Source organism: Bacillus sp. V2I10 (genome assembly GCF_030817055.1).
In the GTDB taxonomy this organism is placed as follows: Bacteria; Bacillota; Bacilli; order Bacillales; family Bacillaceae; genus Bacillus_P.
The window spans coordinates 1,012,324-1,030,057 of sequence record NZ_JAUSYV010000001.1 but is presented as its reverse complement, the minus strand read 5'-3'; the positions used below and the strand labels follow the sequence as shown (position 1 = coordinate 1,030,057).

Here is a 17,734-nt window from a genome sequence, read left to right as displayed (position 1 = left end):
AAAGGTCCATTTCTTATACTTTGTTTTAAGCGCGGTAACCATTTTCTTCAATTAATGCAGCAGCAATTTCACGTTTTTTGGCAATCACGTTGATCGGAGTGTGACGCGTGAATTTTCTGAGTGCCGAAATCATCATGCGAAGCGTATCGCCTTGCTCAATAGCAACTAATGATTCCTTCGCGTGTGCTTCAATCTCATTAAATGCTTCCTGACAGTAAACTTGAGTATACAGGAGCTTTTGAGCGCTCTTTGCTTCTCCTGCTTTGCTGATTGCTTTTTCAGTGCGCAGAATCGCTGATTCCATTGCATAAATGCTGCTTACGATATCTGCAATATTCACTAATACTTCTTGCTCCTTCTGCAATGCCTGACCGTACTTTTGTGCAGCAAGTCCAGCGATCATCAAGCCGATCTTTTTAGCATTCTTCAATAAATGTTTTTCTTGTTCAAGAACACCTTCGCCAACTTCTTCAGGCATGAGCATCATTAACTCTTCCTGCAGAGCCTGAGCCTTTTGCAGCAATGGCAATTCACCTTTCATTGCTTTACGCAAATACGTTCCAGGCACTAATAAGCGGTTAATTTCATTTGTTCCTTCGAAAATGCGGTTAATACGGGAATCACGATACGCTCTTTCCACTTCGTATTCTGCCATAAAACCATATCCGCCATGGATTTGAACGCCTTCATCTACTACATAATCAAGCGTCTCAGATCCTAATACTTTATTTAATGAACATTCAATTGCATATTCGGCAATGGAAGCAGCTACTTCTTTGCCGTCTTTCACTTCTTCAGGCGACAGACGGTTCATGCGGTCTTCAAACAATCCTACAGTACGGTATACAGAGCTCTCCATTGCATAGGTTTTAGAAGCCATATTAGCCAGTTTTTCCTGAATCAGCGAGAAGCTGCTGATTGGCGTTTTAAATTGCTGGCGCTGATTTGCATATTGTACAGAGACATCGATAATGCGTTTTGATCCGCCGATCGTTCCCACTGCTAATTTATATCTTCCGATGTTAAGGATGTTAAATGCGATAACATGGCCTTTTCCAAGGTCGCCTAATAGATTTTCTTTGGGAACCAATGCATCCTCAAGAATAAGAGTTCTAGTTGAAGAGCCTTTGATTCCCATTTTCTTTTCTTCCGGTCCTGTTGATACTCCAGGATATCCTTTTTCTACGATGAAAGCTGAGAAGTGTTCGCCGTCAACTTTTGCATAGACTACAAAAACATCAGCAAAGCCAGAGTTTGTAATCCATTGCTTTTCTCCATTTAGTACATAGTGCGTGCCTTCAGCATTCAATCTCGCAGTTGCTCTTGCACCCAGTGCGTCTGATCCGGAACCAGGCTCAGTTAATGCGTAAGCTGCAATGCGCTGGCCTGTTGCAAGGTCTGGAAGATATTGCTGTTTTTGTTCTTCATTGCCGAAGAGCACAATTGGAAGCGATCCGATTCCTACATGCGCGCCGTAGGATAATGAAAAACTGCCTGCACGTGCAAATTTTTCTGTGATCAAAGCTGAACTGATTTTATCGAGTCCAAGGCCGCCGTATTCTTCAGGAACATCTGCTCCAAGCAGACCCAGCTCGCCTGCTTGCTTAAGCAGCTTCACAGATTTATCAAATTGATGATTCTCAATATCTTCTAAGTGCGGCAAAACATCATTTACGACAAAATCCTCTGTCGTTTTAGCAATCATTTTATGCTCATCTGTAAAATCCTCAGGTGTAAATACACTTTCAAAAGTCACATCATCTAATAAAAAGCTGCCGCCTTTAATTACATTTTCAGACGTTTTAGACATGTTTGGTTTCCCCCGTTTACTAAAGTTTTATTTCAAGATCATTAAACTAATTCGAACACTCCTGCAGCGCCCATTCCGCCGCCGATGCACATTGTAACAACTCCAAATTGTTCATTGCGCCGCTTCATTTCATGAATAAGGGACAGGGTCAGCTTTGCTCCCGTACAGCCAAGCGGATGCCCAAGTGCAATTGCACCGCCGTTAACATTCACTTTATCTTCATCTAATCCAAGCTCTCTAATCACCTGGATCGATTGAGAGGCAAATGCTTCATTCAGTTCAAAAAGTCCGATGTCAGATAAGCTCAGTCCAGCTTGTTTTAAAGCACGGGGAATCGCTTCAATCGGGCCAATCCCCATTACCTCAGGCGGAACTCCTCCCACAGCGAAGGATCTGAATTTTACAAGGGATTGCAGACCTAGTGCATCTGCTTTTTCACGGTCCATCACCATAACTGCCGCAGCCCCGTCACTTGTTTGTGAAGAGTTGCCCGCTGTTACAGATCCCTTAACAGAAAATGCAGGTCTTAAATTCGCAAGAATCTGCATGCTTGTTCCAGGACGTACACCTTCATCTTTCGAGAATTGGAAATGCTTTTCATGAAGCTTATTGTCGATGCCAACACTTCTTTGTGTGACATCTACTGCAATAATTTCATCATCAAATTTGCCTTCTTGGATGGCTCTTGCAGCGCGCTCATGACTGCGTACGGCAAATGCATCCTGATCTTTACGGCTAACACCGTATTTTCTTGCCACCTGCTCAGCTGTATGCCCCATTCCCATGTAATATTCAGGAGCGTTCTCAGCCAGATTTGCATTTGGACGGACAACATGCCCCATCATCGGAACCATGCTCATTGATTCTGCTCCCCCTGCAATCGCTGTATCTGAATGGCCAAGCATAATTTTTTCTGCTGCATAGGCAATACTCTGCAATCCTGATGAGCAATAGCGGTTAACGGTAATGGCGGGAACTGTGTAAGGCAGTCCAGCCAGCGCCCCGATATTTCGCGCTAAATTTAATCCCTGTTCTGCTTCAGGCATTGCACACCCGATAATCAAATCGTCTATATTTCCTTCATAGCCCCCGGCACGCTTCAGCGTTTCTTTTACAACGAGAGCTCCTAAATCGTCTGGTCTTACAGTTGCAAGTGATCCTTTTTTCGCTCTTCCTACAGGTGTTCTCGCACCTGCTACAATGACCGCTTCTCTCATAACAGTGCACCCTCCTAATTACGTAGTGGTTTCCCTTTAACAAGCATGTGCTGCATTCTTTGCTGTGACTTGCCCTCTTGAACCAAGCTCAGAAAAGCTTCTCTTTCTAAACCCAACAGGTACTGTTCATCCACTTCGGTGCCAAATGGAACCTTGCCGCCAGCGATGACATAAGCAAGTTTTTTTGCAATTTTTAAATCGTGCTCTGAAATATACCCTGATTGAAGCATGGATTGTGCACCTAGCAGCAGTGCTGCATATCCTGTTTCCCCTACAACTGGAACCTTTTTGCGGACAGGTGCTTTATATCCTTTATCAAACAGCTCAATCGCTTTTTGCTTTGCATCATGCAGGAGATGATCTCCATTAAAGCTCACAGAATCGCTTTCATTTAAGAAAAAATTGTTTCTCGCTTCAGCAGCAGATGCTGAAACCTTTGCAGTAGCAATTGTCTCAAAGACTTTATTTGCGACATTCTGAAGATCAAAGTCTACGCCTTTAGGAATGCTGTTAAGAAGTTTAATGTAAAGCTCTTTGTTGCCGCCCCCGCCCGGGATTAAACCAACGCCTGCTTCCACTAATCCCATATACGTTTCACTTGAAGCCTGTATATGCGCAGCAGGCAGACAGATTTCAGCTCCTCCTCCGAGCGTCATGCCAAACGGTGCTGCTACAACTGGCTTTGGACTATATTTAATCTTCATCATCGCCTGCTGGAAGTGGCGGACAACCATGTCAACTTCAAAATAGTTGTCATCCTGTGCTTCCATTAAAATCATCGCAAGATTTGCTCCAACACAGAAGTTCTTGCCCTGATTTCCGATGACAAGCCCTTTGTAATTTCTGCTGACTTCATCGATTGCGAAATTGATCATTTGAATGATATCCATGCCAATCGCATTATTTGGGGAATGGAACTCAAGAAGGGCAACATCATCTCCAAGGTCAATTAAACTTGCACCGCTGTTCTTTTTAATGACCCCTTTTTTCTCTTTTATATCTTTTAAATCAAGGACTTTTTCGTTTTGCTGGATGCGTCTGTAATCACCTTCATGATAAAAATAAGAGATGCCATCTTCTTTTTTATAAAATGAAGTAAATCCACGATCAAGCATGTCTTTAATCCAAGCCGGAACATTCTGGCCTTCTGCCTCCATTTTTTCAACTGACTTTGAGAGCCCAATGGCATCCCATGTCTCAAATGGACCATATTGCCAGCCAAAGCCCCATTTCATTGCTTCATCAATCGCAACGATGTCATCTGCGATCTCTCGTGATAATTGTGCCGAGTAAAGGAGTGTCGGACTTGTTATATTCCATAATAATTGGCTAGCTTTGTCTCCAGAATAGATAAGCGCTTTCATTTTAGCTGCTGCACCTTTTGCCTGTTTTGCAATCTCTATGCTTTGGGCCTTTAATTTTTTTCTTTCTCCGTATTCGAGTGTGTCAGGATTCAGCTCAAGAATTTCTTTTCCTTCTTTTTTGAAGAAGCCCTGGCCCGATTTGCTTCCAAGCCAGCCATTTTCAAGCATTTTTTTCATAAATTCAGGAATTTCAAAAACAGCTTTCTCTTTTCCTTCAACCTGGTCATAAACGTTTTGCGCTACATGTGCAAATGTGTCGAGTCCTACAACATCCAGAGTTCTGAAGGTGGCGCTTTTCGGGCGGCCGATTAACGGTCCTGTGACAGAATCCACTTCGCCTACGCTGTAGTTTCCTTTCAGCATTTCCTGAACAGTGACAAGCAGACCGTATGTTCCGATTCGGTTTGCGATAAAGTTTGGAGTGTCTTTTGCTTCAACGACGCCTTTGCCAAGCACATCTTCCCCGAACGTTTTAATGAAAGATAAAACCTCTGATGATGTTGTTTTAGTTGGAATGACTTCGAGCAATTTTAAATAACGGGGCGGATTAAAGAAATGTGTTCCAAGAAAATGCTTCTGAAAATCCTCAGATCTTCCCTCTGACATCGCTTCAACTGAGATTCCTGATGTATTAGAGCTTACAATACTGCCTTGTTTTCTATATTGATCTACTAATGTAAAGACTTTTTTCTTTATGTCTAAATTCTCAACGACTACTTCAATAATCCAATCAGCTTCAGACAATCCGTGCATGTCATCTTCGAAGTTACCCGCTTCGATCAATGAAAGATTTTCCTTAGCAGTCAGCGGAGCCGGCTTTTGTTTTAATAACTTTTGGATAGATTCATTAGAGATTCGGTTTCTGACAGATCGATCTTCTAAAGACAGCCCTTTCTTCTCTTCGTAGTCCGTAAGTGAACGCGGGACGATATCAAGCAATAAAACAGGGATTCCGATATTTGCCAAGTGTGCAGCAATTCCTGAACCCATAACACCAGATCCTAAAACTGCAGCTTTTTTAATTCGCTGGACCATGAATGCTCCCCCTTTTGTCAATTTGAATGAATGCTCATTCATTTTTTGATGAAAAAAATAGTCAGGAATCAATTCCTCTATATACTAATATAAAAGATTTCGAAAATTTGTTCAATACATTTACAAAAAATTCACACATTTTTTGATGACGGGATGAAAAAAAGCGGGGCGGGAAGGCTAAAAGCCAGGAGGTGACCAATTATGGCAAGATTAAAGAAAGAACCATCTAAAGCAGGAGTAAGTGCATCCAGCGTAAAAGGCAGCTCTGGTCCAACAAATGAAATGGACGGCGGGGGCAAACGCTCGAGTACAAATCAGCAATATAAAAAGAAAAACATGGGACATGAATAAATAATGATAGAAGCTGATTCTCAGTGGGGAATCAGCTTTTTTTATTCTGTTACTCTTCTTCACTCGTTATTGAAGTAGAAAAAGGCGTAAAAATATTTGCTGAAAACATTGGAGAAAGACAGCCAGCCGTATTCCTTAACGGGTAGCCCGTGAGCCAATAAAATGTTTGAAAATCAGATAAATGAGCTCCCTGAAAAAGTCTATCGCTTCCTTGTTTTTTCTTATTTTTTAACGATTCCCTTCAAAACGAATGCCACGTTTGCCGTCCTTTCTGCAAGACGGCGCATAAAGTAACCGTACCAGTCTGTTCCGTATGGGACATATACCCGCATTTTATATCCTTCTTTCACTAGTTCGAGCTGGCGATCCGGCCTGATGCCATACAGCATTTGAAATTCAAATTGGCCATTTGGGATGTTGTTTTCTTTTACAAATCGTTTTGTAAATTCGATTATTGCATCGTCATGGGTTGCGACTGCTGTATAATTTCCATTTACTAAATGCATTTTGATTATTTTCTTAAAATTTTCGTCCACATCTTTCTTTTCAGGAAAAGCTACACGCGGAGATTCTTTATAAGCTCCCTTAACAAGCCGTAAATTGGGATGAAACTGATTCAGATCATCGAGATCTTTGACCGTTCTATATAGGTAAGCCTGAATAACCGTTCCAACGTTATCATACTCTTTTTTCAGGCTTTTAAAGATTTCTATTGTTTTCCCGCAGCGCGAATAGTCTTCCATATCAATGGTCACAAAAACATTGTTTGTCTTTGCGGCTTCAAGAATCCTCCGCATATTCCGAAGGACAACCTCATCTGAGATATCAAGACCCATGGAAGTCATCTTTAAGGATAGCTGTGACTGCAGATCTTCCCTGCCTATTGCTTCAATTGCTTTTATTGAATGATTAGCCATTTCATTAGCCTCTGCTTCGTTATCGATGAATTCTCCCAAATAATCAATCGTAACATCTAACCCCTTCTTATTTAACTCTTTAATTGCAGCCGCTGCCAGTTCAATTGTTTCTCCTGCAACAAAGCGAGCAGCTCCAAATCTCAGTCCATACCTTTTAGCTGCTTTGGTCAGTACTTTATTTTTTGATAAAAACAAAAAAAAGCTTCGAAGTAATTGCTCCATATAAAGTCCCCCGCTCTCCAGCGCAAAAATTAAGAATTATCTGTTATTTTATCATCTTTAGAATAGTTTGAAAATATTTTAAGCTCATTTGCAATGCCCGTCACTAAAATTCCGTATAGTATTTTATGGATGAGGAACGATAAGGAAGAAAATGTTTGAAGGAGGTTATATATACTATGCAACAACAGCAGAATACAGGCACACAGCAAGGGATGATGCAGCAGCCGCCGTCTGTCATTACAACAAAAGATCACCTTTATTTAACAGATATGCTTTCATGGAACTTGCTTGCCATGAAAAAAGCTCACTTCTTTGCATCACAATGCAGTGATCAGCAATTAAAAAGCGAGCTTGAGAAGGTTGGAAAAATGCATGAACAGCACTATTCTAAAATTTTAACTCATTTAAATCCAAATCAGAAAGCTCAGCTTCAATAGGAGAGGTGCAGGATGAATAATAATCAGAACCAGACCAAAATCGGCAACCCTGAAACACAAGTACCTAAAACCCCTCAAATGAATGACCGTGACTTTATTAATGAACTGCTGGCTACCGAAAAATATATGACAGATTCTTATTGCACTGTCCTAAATGAGATGAGCCATGATTCTCTTTATCAGGATATTCAGGGAATCTTCAACGAAACTCAAAATTGCCAAAGAGAATTATATAATGTGATGTACAAAAACGGCTGGTACAAGCTTGAAGCGGCAGACAGCCAAAAGCTTCAGCAATCTTATCAGCAGTTTGCTGATTATCTGCAGCAGCAATCACCTTATCTTCAATAAAGAAAAGCAGAATCGACTGGTCAGACCCGACAGACAGGATAAGAATTTCCCCGGAAGACTCTGAAATTCCGGGGTTTATACTCATATTTATTGGTTTGCACTTATTTCTTGATTTACAACCTTTATTCCTAGACTTTTCGTATTAATTCCCACACTTTTATATTCAATTCCGAGACTTTCTAAGATTATTCCAAGACTTTTACAAATAATTCCGTACAATTGTGAACATCCACATTTTCAAGAATCAAACCAAAAAAAATGGAAGCAGCATTATGCCGCTTTCATTTTTTTCTGCATTTACCTACAAATGTTTTAAACAGGTTATGCATCGCCTCATCCTGGGCAGCCATTTCCTCAGGATGCCATTGAACAGCAAGCACATACCACTCATTATCGGTTCCTTCAATTCCTTCGATAATGCCATCAGTTGCCTTGGCTGTTGCCACTAGTCCATCTGCAAGCTTTCCGACAGCCTGATGATGCATACTGTTCACACGGACTGTTTCTGTTCCAAAAATGTTCTGCAGTTTGCTGCCTTTCTCAATCATGATTTCATGAGTTGGATTTGGGCGGTCAGCTGTTTGATAATGCTTAATCGGATTCTCGTAATTGCTTTCAATATCCTGGGTGACCGTTCCTCCAAGAGCTGCGTTAAGCATAGCTATGCCCCTGCAGATTCCAAATACGGGCTTTTTATTTTCTTTCGCATATATCACAACTGCTATTTCCATTTCATCCCGCGTGCTATTTGTTTTTCTAAGTTTCGGGTCTGGGTCCTCTCCGTAAGAATGAGGGTCCACATCCTCCCCGCCGCTTAAGATGAAGCCATCGCATTTTGACACAATAACCTTTGCCATTTCATCATCTACAAGAGGTATGACGACCGGAATGCCGCCCGCCTGAATGACAGAACTGATATATTTTTGATGCACATGCACGCTCGGTATATCTCCGTGATCGACTACTGAGCTTGATATGCCTATAACTGGTTTTGAATCGTCCATTGGTGTTCACTCTCCCTGGCAATTACTCTTCTTAATCTATACCCCTCACGATCCCAGGTCGAATCCGCTTTTTATCATTTTATAAAATTTACCTTTTTGCAGATCGTTCTTCCCACTCTTCCCGCAATAAACCGATTCTGATGGAATCGTAGTATTCTCCATTTACCACTCTGCATTTTCTCATGCGTCCCTCTACTGTCATGCCGAGCTTTTCTCCCACTTTGATCATTCTTATATTTCCAGACCATGTTGTATAGCCGACTCTTACAATGGGCAATGTCTCAAATAGGTGATCTATCCATAAACGGAAGGCTTTCGTTCCATGTCCATCGTTCCAATAAGAAGGATCATAAATGCCTATCCCCATTTCAAGCCATAGTGAAGGCTCGTGTTCCCAATAATAGCTTACTGTCCCGATGATTTTTTTACCTGCAACGATCGCCCAGTAATCTTCTTGATTTACGATACTGTCTTTCTGTGAAAGGAAGTCTGTCAGAGTAAGATTCTTATGTTCAAAATAAGGTGCATCCCAATTCTTCCACTCAGGATGCTCGTCTTTATACTTGATCTTCCATAAATGAATAAGATCCTTCGTTTCAATTGGACGGATCATTGCTATTGACTGACACATAACTTGTTAGTCCCCCATTTTTACAAGAATTTATTCACTGATAAAAGATTTAGCAGCTCTTTTCCTCTATCAAAATATACAGTATAATCAAAATAAAGGAAAATTTTGGAGTTGATATACCTATGAAAAATTATGCGGCATCCGTGCTAATCTATCTATTTTCTGTAGGTCTTTTATATGCGGCAGGCTATGCATTTGAGATTGTTTGGCTGAAGTGGGAGCACACAGTCACTTATCAGGATGGGTCTATTAAAGCGGTTTCAGGATCCATTATACCCTTTTTCTTATGTGTGCCTATTTATTATTTCCTTAAAAGAAAAGCGCAAGCGCCTGTTTAGCTCAGGCATGGCAGATTATCACCTGGCAGAAAAGGTCCGGGTTTGACTTTCTTGGCGGATTTGTTCTGGCTGTGGAGTGGGGCTACGGAGCAGACATCGAAGCAACAAATACTTTCTTATATCTTAAATCATCAAAAGAGTCTTCCGACGATTAAAAATGAAAAATCTCAGAGCTCTTTCATTGTTCTCTGAGATTATGATTCATTATTATTTGTCTGTGATTTTGCTCGATGCTGTTCATTCAGCTGCTTAATTTCAGAAATAAGCTGTTTGACCTTTTCTTTCTCTGCCGGATACGTTTCATTCCAATGCTTCGCAAGCGGCGGCATGGACTTGGCAATGTGTGAATAAATCACCCAGCTTTTCACTTTTTCCTGAAGCTCAGGCGTCGCCTCTCCAAGAAGCAATTCAGTGTATTTTTCAATCAGGCCATTCAGCGGTTCTTTAAGATTTTCCTGCAACAAAATCTCCTCCTCATCATCCATTAAGTTAAACAATGCTTCGGACAAGTACTGCAGCGATCTCTTTTCTCAGAAGTCAGATAGTAAAGACAGCATGTTTGTCTCGTTACTTGCCCTTGTTCTCTATAGAAAGGCAAGAAAGGGTTTTTCATTCCTTCTCCGAAAAGTTCTCCGTCTGCTTCTTTCACTACATACATATAATCCGCTTGTATTTGCTCTATCGTAACATACTCAGGTATGTTTGCAAGCAGCGTGTTATACATCCATACAACGTAAAGGAAGATATTCTCCCAAAGGATCAGTTTAGAAATTCTAGCTTTCTCTGACACGATAGTCACAATTTTACTTAAGTGATTCCGAAATAACTCTCTCAGAATTTCGTCTCTCCACGCATCTCTGCTTTCTCCAGCAGAAACACACTCCAAAGAATGAAAGTAAAAAGAAGGGAGCCATAAAGGATCCAAATCATCAGTCTCAAGTGTTAAATTTAAAGGGTCAGTATTCATCTTTTTCCCAAAAACAGTCATGGAAAAAAGAGCCATAGCTGCAAGAAAGGCGTAACGTTTAACAAGCATAGACCCTGTAACATTCAATCTGTCTGAATGAATTCTTGGCTGGATCTTAATTAAGTAACTTGAGAGAAAATCAGATTCCAGCAAGTTTGCCGCTTCTATCGATATTGCTGATTCACTTCGACCTAAACTCAGCCTGAATCTCGATAAATGCTCGAGCTCTTCTTTTGAAAAATGGTTCATGATTAAATAGCCGCCTCTTTAATAATGCACCGGCCTCTTCCATGCGGAATGCACAGAGGAGTTCCAAATAGCGGATCCATTGTAACTTCGCAGTTCATTTGAAAAACATCCTTCACCAGATTGCAATTAATAACATGTTCCGGTCTGCCTTCCGCATAGATTTGCTTATCCTTAATAGCGACAATATGGTGAGCATACCTGCAGGCTAAATTAAGGTCATGAAGAACCATAACAATCGTACGCTGTTCTTTTTCATTCAGCTCAAATAACAGATCCAGAATTTCGATTTGATGAGTCATATCTAAATAAGTCGTTGGTTCATCAAGTAAAATAATATCCGTATCCTGAGCTAGAGTCATGGCAATCCAGGCACGCTGACGCTGTCCGCCTGACAAGGAATCAACCGGTCTTTCAGCAAATTCCAGCATTCCTGTAGCATCTAATGCGCTCATAACTGCCTTCTCATCTTTTTCCGTCCATTGTTTGAGCCAATTTTGATAAGGATAACGGCCTTGTTTGACGAGCTGAAGAACCGTCAGGCCTTCCGGTGCAGCAGGACCTTGAGGCAAAATGGCAAGTTTCTTTGCCACTTCCTTTGTGGGAAGCTTCGCAATGGCTTCTCCTTCTAAAAGAACTGCGCCTTTTTCAGGCTTTAAAAGCCGTGCAATTGAACGCAGAAGCGTTGATTTTCCGCAGCCATTGCTGCCTATGAATACAGTGATTTCGCCTTTTGGAATCTCTAAATCGAGCTCATTAATAATGGTTGTTTCTCCATAAGACAATGTGAGCGCCTTTGTTTTAATAGCTGTCATTTACTATCCACTCCTTTTCACATAAGGATTAATTATTAGCTGCGGGATGAATTTCAGATGCTTCGGAAACAGCCTAGTTATTTCTGCTTCTATAAAGCAGGTAGATGAAATAAGGTGCCCCGATCGCTGCAGTGAAAACACCTGCAGGAATTTCAAGCGGAGCAAAAAGGGTTCTTCCAATCAAATCTGCAACCATAACGAGCACCGCTCCGAGCAATGCCGATACAGGAAGTAAAGCACCGAAAGATGACCCTACGAGTCTTCTGGCGATATGCGGGGCAATGAGACCTACAAACCCGATTCCGCCCGCAAATGCAACAGCACTTCCTGTTAATGCAGTTGCAATCAGACAGCAGAATAAATCGATTGCGCTGTACGGCGCTTCCCACACCAGCTGCAAGCTCATCCCCTAATTCCTGAATGTTCACGTTTCTAACAAAAATAAAGCTGATGATGACTAATACGATTGTAATAGGCACCATAATCTTTACTTGATCCCAAGTTGCGGAATAGACAGTTCCTGTAATCCAAATATTTGCCTGCGCCGCGCGGTAGATCGGCCCTTTTATCATTAATAAAGTTGTAAGAGACTGAGCAAGCATAGAAAGTCCAATTCCGACCAAAACGAGTCTTATAGAAGAAGAACCGCCCCTCCATGACAAAATATAGACTAATAAGGCAATGACTGTCGCTCCTATGAAAGCTGCAACCGGCATCCACTGGATCGGTACAGTCAAAGTATTATTTTTATCACTGAATATGGCTAAAAACATCACAACAGCGACGGAAGCTCCGCCGGTAATACCGATGATATCGGGAGATGCAAGCGGATTGCGGATAATCCCCTGAAGAATGCCGCCTGCAACAGCAAGTGATATTCCGACCATTAAAGCAATCAGGATTCTCGGCAAACGGAAGGACTGAATGACAAGCTCATCCATCTCTGTTCCGTATCCAGCCAGTGTTTTAAGCACCTGAATCGGGCTGATTCTCAAATCACCCATACCTGTACTGAAAAGAAAGGTAAACGCAGTGACAAGGAGCAAAACACAGAAGACCGTTAAGGCTTTTTTATCAATAAGGAAAGAAATAAACCCTTTTCCTATTCTAAAAGATTGATAGCTTTTCATTATTTCTGGAACCCCCTGCGCGCGATGTAGATGAAAAATGGTGTTCCGACAAGAGCCGTCATCACTCCTACCGGCACTTCTTCAGGCATCGCGACGAACCTGGCCCCAATGTCAGCCGTCACTAAAAGCACTCCTCCGAGTACTGCACAATAAGGAAGAATCCAGCGGTGATCATTCCCGACAAAGTAACGGGCAATATGCGGAATGACAATCCCTACAAATCCAACAGGACCTGCAATCGCAACTGCTCCTCCTGCAAGCAGAATAATAACAGCAGCCGTCATTAATTTGACGGTGCCTGTTTTCTGGCCGAGCCCTTTTGCGACATCTTCACCCATCATCAGCAGGTTGACCTTGGATGCAAGAAAGACACAGATAACAAAAGCAACTCCAATATAAGGAAGCACGCTATAGAGAAGCTCAAGCTTCCTTCCCTGAACAGAGCCGGCAAGCCAAAATAATACTTGATCCAATGCAGCTTCGTTACTCACAAGAAATCCTTGAGTCAGCGAGGAAAACAAAGCAGCCATCGCTGCTCCGGCCAATGTAAGCTTCATTGGTGTTAATCCTTCTCTCCCAAAAGAACCTGCAAAATAAACAGTGAAAGCAGCTGCTGCCGCTCCTAAAAAGGAAATCCAAGTGAAGGCCTGCAAAGAGCTGACGCCAAACATGGATACGGCAATCACAACAAAGAATCCCGCTCCTGCATTAATCCCGAATACGCCCGGAGATGCCAGCGGATTTTTAGTAAGAGCCTGCATCAGTGCCCCTGCAACAGCAAGGCTGGCTCCAACAACAACAGCTGTTGCTGCTCTCGGAAGCCTTACTGTTTGAATAATTAAATGTTCGTCAGAACCATTAAAATTTGTAAGCGCATTAATGGCTGTTTCCCACGAGGTTTGTGTATAGCCAAGCACGACACTTGCACAAATACTCACTAAAAGCAAAATAAAACCAGTGATAAGTCCAGCTATTTTCACTAAATTAGTCTGTAATAACATATTTATACCTCTTGATGTGAAACCATCACTTCTTAATATTTTTCTAAAGCTATTGTAACAAAGTCAATTGAATTTGAAAATCATTTTCAATTAAATATTGACAATCGAAATCAGAAAAATTAATATTTTATTCGTAAATGAAAATCATTTTCAATTAAATATTGACAACTGATAGGAAAAAAATTAATATTTAACTTGTAAATGAAAATCATTATCAAATGAAAATATGGGGGTAACAACAAATGCAAGCTACATATCAAAAAGCATGGCTGTCACTTATTGCAATCGTTTTATCAGCAGTACTTCTAGCAGCATGCGGAAACAACGAGAAAGATAAAACGGCTGATGATACTGGCAGCAAAGATAAAGAAAGCGAAGCATATACTGTTGAGCATGCAATGGGCACAACTGAAGTTAAGAAAAAACCTGAAAAGGTTGTTATTTTAACAAATGAAGGAACAGAAGCTCTTTTAGCTTTAGGCGTAAAACCTGTTGGAGCTGTTAAATCCTGGTTAGGCGATCCTTGGTATGATCACATTTCAGATGAAATGACAGACGTTGAAGTTGTTGGTGATGAGAGTGCACTTAATGTAGAAGCAATTGCTGCATTAAAGCCTGACTTAATTATCGGAAACAAAATGCGTCAGGAAGACCAATATGAAAAATTAAGCCAAATCGCTCCTACTGTTTTTGCTGAAACCCTTAGAGGCGACTGGAAGGAAAATTTCAGCTTCTACGCTAAAGCATTAGACCGTGAAGAAGAAGGCAAAAAGGTACTTGCTGACTATGATGCCCGCATTGCGGATATTAAAGCAAAAGCCGGCGATAAACTAGATCAAGAAATTTCAGTCGTTCGTTTCATGGCTGGAACAACTCGCATTTATTATAAAGACACATTCTCTGGTGTCATCCTTGAAGAGTTAGGATTTGCACGTCCTGCAAACCTTGAAAAATTATTCTCAGACAATCCGGACGACTTATTCGTTCGCGAAGTAACAAAAGAATTAATTCCAGAGATGGATGGAGATTATTTATTCTACTTCACTTATGCTCCTGCTGAAACAAAAGCGGATGCTGAAAAACAGGCAGAAGAATTTACAAATGATCCGCTTTGGAAAAATCTTGATGCAGTAAAAGCAGGCAAAGCCTACCAAGTTGATGATGCGATCTGGAACACGGCAGGCGGTGTAAAAGCTGCTAACTTAATGCTCGACGAACTTGAGAAAATCGTTCTCGAGAAATAATTTTGTCTCCCAACCAATTTATATACACTAAGAAACCCTTTTAAACGAAAAAAGTCTTCCACCCGGAAGATTTTTTTCGTTTTCTTCTATATATATGCATTCTTAACAGATCCCTTAGATTCAACAATTAAATCATAATATTTTATGGCCAGATTCAACCTGAGACAGAAGATATCCTAAAGCATATGAATAGTGATAATCTGCCTTTCTGTTCAATTCAGGAATGTTTTTATGCAGATAGCCGACAATCCCTGTTTGATAGGTGTCTTGGATTGTTTTTTTATACCCCTCGTTCAGCCAGACTTCCGAGACAACATTTCCAAATTTATCATAGCTGATAAGCTTTGGCTGTCCCTCTCTATCCGTATGCGCTGCACGCTGATCAATTTCTTCAAAACAAAGCATTTGAAATTCTGACAGTCTCTGAACGGTATATTCATAAAGCTCTGCATCCATAAATTTCTTCAGATTAAACAGCAAATTAGCATCCAATTTAATTAGCATCTCTCCCAATGACTTTTTGCATTTTTTGTTAGATATTTGGTAAGCTAACGGTAGATAGTAAGTTAGGAGGGAATCAGTCGAATGCTGCAGGCTGCGATTTGGGGAGCTTTTGCTGGTTCCTCTATTTTATTGGGTGCTTTGCTTGGCATCTATAAGGAGATACCGCGCAAGGTTTTAGGTTTTATTATGTCATTTGGAACGGGTGTCCTGATCGGGGCAGCTTCGTTTGAACTGCTTAGGAAATCAGTGGATGGCGGAGGAATGCTGGCAGCATCGGGCGGATTCATTTTTGGATCTTCAACATTTACAGTGTGTGAATTGCTGATTACAAAAAAGGGCGGAAGCGACAGAAAACGCTCAAAGCAAAACCCGGAAAATCACTCAGGAGTATCCATTTTTATCGGAACTGTCATTGATGCTATTCCTGAGTCGGTTATTATCGGCGTCAGCCTGCTTCAGGAGAATACAGTCAGCTTCTTAATGGTGACAGCTGTTTTCATCAGCAATTTTCCGGAGGGTCTTTCAAGCTCTGTAGGATTGCGTAAAGATGGCTATTCCAAAAAAAAGATTCTTTTCATGTGGCTGATCGTTTTACTTCTTTCTTCCCTCAGCTCATTTCTCGGCTTCTCGCTGCTGCAAAATGCAGACACTGCAGTGATTGCATTTATTGGAGCCTTTGCAGCGGGCGGCATCATTGCAATGGTGGCCTCGACGATGATGCCCGAAGCATTCGAAGAAGGGGGCCCAATCGTAGGTTTGATTGCTTCCTTAGGTGTACTTGCTTCGTTAATCCTCTCAAATCTATAATACAAAAGGCTTCGCATCTGCGAAGCCTTTTTCTCATCCTGTTAATATGTCTTCATTAGGATATTTAATTTTTTGTTTTTGGGGTTTAGTCAGTGTAAATAAAAGCGTAAGCGGCCCTACTTTTCCAATAAACATGATCACGATAATGACTTCTTTTCCTAGATCCGTCAGGTTTCCTGTAATCCCCATCGATAAACCTACTGTGCCGAAGGCTGAAACGGTTTCAAACAGGATTTCCATAAATGTTGCTTTTTCAGAAATGGTCAAAACAAAAATCGCTATTATAACAAACATTAAACTGAACATTGCAATCGCCAGCGCTTTTAGGATATAGCGTGAATGAATGCTTCTTCTTCCAATCGTAATATCTTCTTTTCCGCGTAAAAAGGTTATAGTAGCGAGCACGATAATAATTGCTGTAGTAAGCTTAATTCCGCCAGCAGTTGAAGCACTTCCCCCGCCGATAAACATCAGAATAATCATGAGGAATAGTGTGGCCTCATCAAGGCTTGCCATATCCAATGTGTTAAAACCTGCTGTTCTTGGTGATACCGCCTGAAAATAGGAGGCAAGCAATTTTCCGCCTGATGAAAGCTCTCCGAGAGTTTCAGGGTTTGAGTATTCTACAAAAAAGATGAACAACATGGCAATAACATTGATTACAAGAGTGCCGACAAGCATGATCCTCGTATGCAGGGAAAATTTGCTGAACTTTCTTTTTTTCCATACATCAAGGAGCACAGTAAAGCCGATACCTCCAATAATAAATAAACAAGAAATCACAATATTAACCAAAGGGTCATTCACATACCGTATTATATTATCTGGCCATAGGGAAAATCCGGCATTGTTAAAAGCTGAAATGGCATGAAAAAAGCTGAAGAACAGCCCTTTTGACCAGCCGAACTCCGGCACCCATCGAAAGGATAAAAAAACCATGGCGATGAATTCAATCATGATGGAGAATAAAAATAAGTATTTAACAAGATTTACAACTCCGCCAATCGAAGTCTGATTAAGTGCTTGCTGCATCACAAGCCTTTCTTTAATGCCTATCTTCTTTCCCAAAACCATATAAGTCAGAATGGCAAATGACATGATTCCAAGTCCGCCAAGCTGAATGAGGATAGCGATAATCGTTTGACCGAATGTCGTAAAGGTGCTCCCGGGATCAACGGTTGCAAGACCTGTAACGGTCATGGCAGAGGCAGATATAAATAGCGCATCAAGCCATCTGATGGAATCATGAGTCGCAATCGGCAGTTTTAAAAGCACTGCTCCAAGAATAATTCCAGCTGCAAATACGATGACAAGCAGCTGAGAAGGATTAAAGCGAATCATTT

General features: G+C 41.2%; 17 protein-coding genes and 2 pseudogenes. 6 read left to right on the top strand and 13 right to left on the bottom strand.

Translation table 11 applies throughout. From position 1 onward, the window contains the following. Nucleotides 1–25: 25 nt before the first annotated feature. From QFZ72_RS05220 to QFZ72_RS05210, 3 genes are read right to left on the bottom strand one after another with little or no spacing between them, the layout of a single operon-like run. Nucleotides 26–1,810, bottom strand: a complete 1,785-nt coding sequence (locus QFZ72_RS05220) for an acyl-CoA dehydrogenase family protein (protein WP_307430336.1) — start codon at nucleotides 1,808–1,810, stop codon at nucleotides 26–28. A gap of 41 nt (nucleotides 1,811–1,851) precedes the next feature. Then, nucleotides 1,852–3,027 (bottom strand): acetyl-CoA C-acetyltransferase, encoded by a 1,176-nt coding sequence (locus tag QFZ72_RS05215; RefSeq protein ID WP_307430333.1) that lies wholly within the window; start codon nucleotides 3,025–3,027, stop codon nucleotides 1,852–1,854. A gap of 14 nt (nucleotides 3,028–3,041) precedes the next feature. Beyond that, on the bottom strand, nucleotides 3,042–5,426 hold the full coding sequence (locus QFZ72_RS05210) for a 3-hydroxyacyl-CoA dehydrogenase/enoyl-CoA hydratase family protein (protein WP_307430330.1): 2,385 nt from the start codon (nucleotides 5,424–5,426) through the stop codon (nucleotides 3,042–3,044). A gap of 201 nt (nucleotides 5,427–5,627) precedes the next feature. Here QFZ72_RS05210 and QFZ72_RS05205 point away from each other — a divergent pair, with 201 nt between their 5' ends. Beyond that, nucleotides 5,628–5,777 carry a YuzL family protein gene (locus QFZ72_RS05205; protein ID WP_223438051.1) on the top strand — a complete coding sequence of 50 codons (150 nt, stop codon included), beginning with the start codon at nucleotides 5,628–5,630 and terminating at the stop codon, nucleotides 5,775–5,777. A 221-nt stretch (nucleotides 5,778–5,998) separates the two neighbouring features. Here the strand turns inward: QFZ72_RS05205 and QFZ72_RS05200 are convergent, their stop codons facing one another. Next, nucleotides 5,999–6,916, bottom strand: coding sequence for a proline dehydrogenase family protein (locus QFZ72_RS05200; protein ID WP_307430326.1), 918 nt, complete (start codon nucleotides 6,914–6,916; stop codon nucleotides 5,999–6,001). Between the two features lie 176 nt (nucleotides 6,917–7,092). On the opposite strand from QFZ72_RS05200, the gene QFZ72_RS05195 reads away from it, so the two are divergent. Beyond that, complete coding sequence (locus QFZ72_RS05195) at nucleotides 7,093–7,353, top strand: hypothetical protein (protein WP_307430323.1); 261 nt, start codon at nucleotides 7,093–7,095, stop codon at nucleotides 7,351–7,353. Nucleotides 7,354–7,365: 12 nt separating this feature from the next. Further along, the gene (locus QFZ72_RS05190; protein WP_307430320.1) at nucleotides 7,366–7,704 is read left to right on the top strand and encodes a spore coat protein; all 339 of its coding nucleotides are present in this window, start codon (nucleotides 7,366–7,368) and stop codon (nucleotides 7,702–7,704) included. Nucleotides 7,705–7,985: 281 nt separating this feature from the next. Here QFZ72_RS05190 and QFZ72_RS05185 read toward each other — a convergent pair whose 3' ends face one another. Continuing rightward, on the bottom strand, nucleotides 7,986–8,708 hold the full coding sequence (locus tag QFZ72_RS05185) for a gamma-glutamyl-gamma-aminobutyrate hydrolase family protein (RefSeq protein WP_307430317.1): 723 nt from the start codon (nucleotides 8,706–8,708) through the stop codon (nucleotides 7,986–7,988). 88 nt (nucleotides 8,709–8,796) lie between these two features. Then, nucleotides 8,797–9,339 carry a GNAT family N-acetyltransferase gene (locus tag QFZ72_RS05180; protein ID WP_307430316.1) on the bottom strand — a complete coding sequence of 181 codons (543 nt, stop codon included), beginning with the start codon at nucleotides 9,337–9,339 and terminating at the stop codon, nucleotides 8,797–8,799. A 122-nt stretch (nucleotides 9,340–9,461) separates the two neighbouring features. Here QFZ72_RS05180 and QFZ72_RS05175 point away from each other — a divergent pair, with 122 nt between their 5' ends. Beyond that, a complete protein-coding gene (locus QFZ72_RS05175; protein WP_307430313.1) occupies nucleotides 9,462–9,677 on the top strand; it encodes a hypothetical protein in 216 nt (71 codons plus the stop codon). Nucleotides 9,678–9,871: 194 nt separating this feature from the next. On the opposite strand, the gene QFZ72_RS05170 is transcribed toward QFZ72_RS05175, so the two are convergent. The 5 genes and pseudogenes from QFZ72_RS05170 to QFZ72_RS05150 form a co-directional block, all read right to left on the bottom strand. Then, nucleotides 9,872–10,138, bottom strand: coding sequence for a YusU family protein (locus QFZ72_RS05170; RefSeq protein WP_252202312.1), 267 nt, complete (start codon nucleotides 10,136–10,138; stop codon nucleotides 9,872–9,874). Nucleotides 10,139–10,161: 23 nt separating this feature from the next. Then, entirely contained in the window at nucleotides 10,162–10,893 is a 732-nt protein-coding gene (locus QFZ72_RS05165; RefSeq protein ID WP_307430308.1) for a (2Fe-2S)-binding protein, read from the bottom strand. A gap of 2 nt (nucleotides 10,894–10,895) precedes the next feature. Then, on the bottom strand, nucleotides 10,896–11,705 hold the full coding sequence (locus tag QFZ72_RS05160; RefSeq protein ID WP_223438060.1) for an ABC transporter ATP-binding protein: 810 nt from the start codon (nucleotides 11,703–11,705) through the stop codon (nucleotides 10,896–10,898). Nucleotides 11,706–11,778: 73 nt separating this feature from the next. Beyond that, nucleotides 11,779–12,835, bottom strand: a pseudogene (locus tag QFZ72_RS05155) (FecCD family ABC transporter permease). After that, nucleotides 12,835–13,836, bottom strand: coding sequence for a FecCD family ABC transporter permease (locus QFZ72_RS05150; RefSeq protein ID WP_307430300.1), 1,002 nt, complete (start codon nucleotides 13,834–13,836; stop codon nucleotides 12,835–12,837). Before QFZ72_RS05150 ends, QFZ72_RS05155 begins: the two are co-directional and overlap by 1 nt. Nucleotides 13,837–14,078: 242 nt before the next feature. Between QFZ72_RS05150 and QFZ72_RS05145 the strand changes: the two genes are divergently transcribed. Continuing rightward, the gene (locus tag QFZ72_RS05145) at nucleotides 14,079–15,080 is read left to right on the top strand and encodes an ABC transporter substrate-binding protein (protein WP_307430297.1); all 1,002 of its coding nucleotides are present in this window, start codon (nucleotides 14,079–14,081) and stop codon (nucleotides 15,078–15,080) included. 147 nt (nucleotides 15,081–15,227) lie between these two features. Here the strand turns inward: QFZ72_RS05145 and QFZ72_RS05140 are convergent. Next, nucleotides 15,228–15,584 (bottom strand): annotated as a pseudogene (locus QFZ72_RS05140) (acyl-CoA dehydrogenase family protein); the annotation flags it as partial. 81 nt (nucleotides 15,585–15,665) lie between these two features. On the opposite strand from QFZ72_RS05140, the gene QFZ72_RS05135 reads away from it, so the two are divergent. After that, nucleotides 15,666–16,391 (top strand): ZIP family metal transporter, encoded by a 726-nt coding sequence (locus tag QFZ72_RS05135; protein ID WP_307430293.1) that lies wholly within the window; start codon nucleotides 15,666–15,668, stop codon nucleotides 16,389–16,391. A gap of 33 nt (nucleotides 16,392–16,424) precedes the next feature. Here QFZ72_RS05135 and QFZ72_RS05130 read toward each other — a convergent pair whose 3' ends face one another. Continuing rightward, a complete protein-coding gene (locus tag QFZ72_RS05130) occupies nucleotides 16,425–17,732 on the bottom strand; it encodes a TrkH family potassium uptake protein (RefSeq protein ID WP_307439592.1) in 1,308 nt (435 codons plus the stop codon). Nucleotides 17,733–17,734: the final 2 nt, after the last annotated feature.

Bases quoted from the DNA above. Each gene is read 5' to 3' on its own strand.
- QFZ72_RS05220 (WP_307430336.1), bottom strand. From the start codon at position 1,810: ATGTCTAAAACGTCTGAAAATGTAATTAAAGGCGGCAGCTTTTTATTA.
- QFZ72_RS05215 (WP_307430333.1), bottom strand. From the start codon at position 3,027: ATGAGAGAAGCGGTCATTGTAGCAGGTGCGAGAACACCTGTAGGAAGA.
- QFZ72_RS05210 (WP_307430330.1), bottom strand. From the start codon at position 5,426: ATGGTCCAGCGAATTAAAAAAGCTGCAGTTTTAGGATCTGGTGTTATG.
- QFZ72_RS05205 (WP_223438051.1), top strand. From the start codon at position 5,628: ATGGCAAGATTAAAGAAAGAACCATCTAAAGCAGGAGTAAGTGCATCC.
- QFZ72_RS05200 (WP_307430326.1), bottom strand. From the start codon at position 6,916: ATGGAGCAATTACTTCGAAGCTTTTTTTTGTTTTTATCAAAAAATAAA.
- QFZ72_RS05195 (WP_307430323.1), top strand. From the start codon at position 7,093: ATGCAACAACAGCAGAATACAGGCACACAGCAAGGGATGATGCAGCAG.
- QFZ72_RS05190 (WP_307430320.1), top strand. From the start codon at position 7,366: ATGAATAATAATCAGAACCAGACCAAAATCGGCAACCCTGAAACACAA.
- QFZ72_RS05185 (WP_307430317.1), bottom strand. From the start codon at position 8,708: ATGGACGATTCAAAACCAGTTATAGGCATATCAAGCTCAGTAGTCGAT.
- QFZ72_RS05180 (WP_307430316.1), bottom strand. From the start codon at position 9,339: ATGTGTCAGTCAATAGCAATGATCCGTCCAATTGAAACGAAGGATCTT.
- QFZ72_RS05175 (WP_307430313.1), top strand. From the start codon at position 9,462: ATGAAAAATTATGCGGCATCCGTGCTAATCTATCTATTTTCTGTAGGT.
- QFZ72_RS05165 (WP_307430308.1), bottom strand. From the start codon at position 10,893: ATGAACCATTTTTCAAAAGAAGAGCTCGAGCATTTATCGAGATTCAGG.
- QFZ72_RS05160 (WP_223438060.1), bottom strand. From the start codon at position 11,705: ATGACAGCTATTAAAACAAAGGCGCTCACATTGTCTTATGGAGAAACA.
- QFZ72_RS05150 (WP_307430300.1), bottom strand. From the start codon at position 13,836: ATGTTATTACAGACTAATTTAGTGAAAATAGCTGGACTTATCACTGGT.
- QFZ72_RS05145 (WP_307430297.1), top strand. From the start codon at position 14,079: ATGCAAGCTACATATCAAAAAGCATGGCTGTCACTTATTGCAATCGTT.
- QFZ72_RS05135 (WP_307430293.1), top strand. From the start codon at position 15,666: ATGCTGCAGGCTGCGATTTGGGGAGCTTTTGCTGGTTCCTCTATTTTA.
- QFZ72_RS05130 (WP_307439592.1), bottom strand. From the start codon at position 17,732: ATGATTCGCTTTAATCCTTCTCAGCTGCTTGTCATCGTATTTGCAGCT.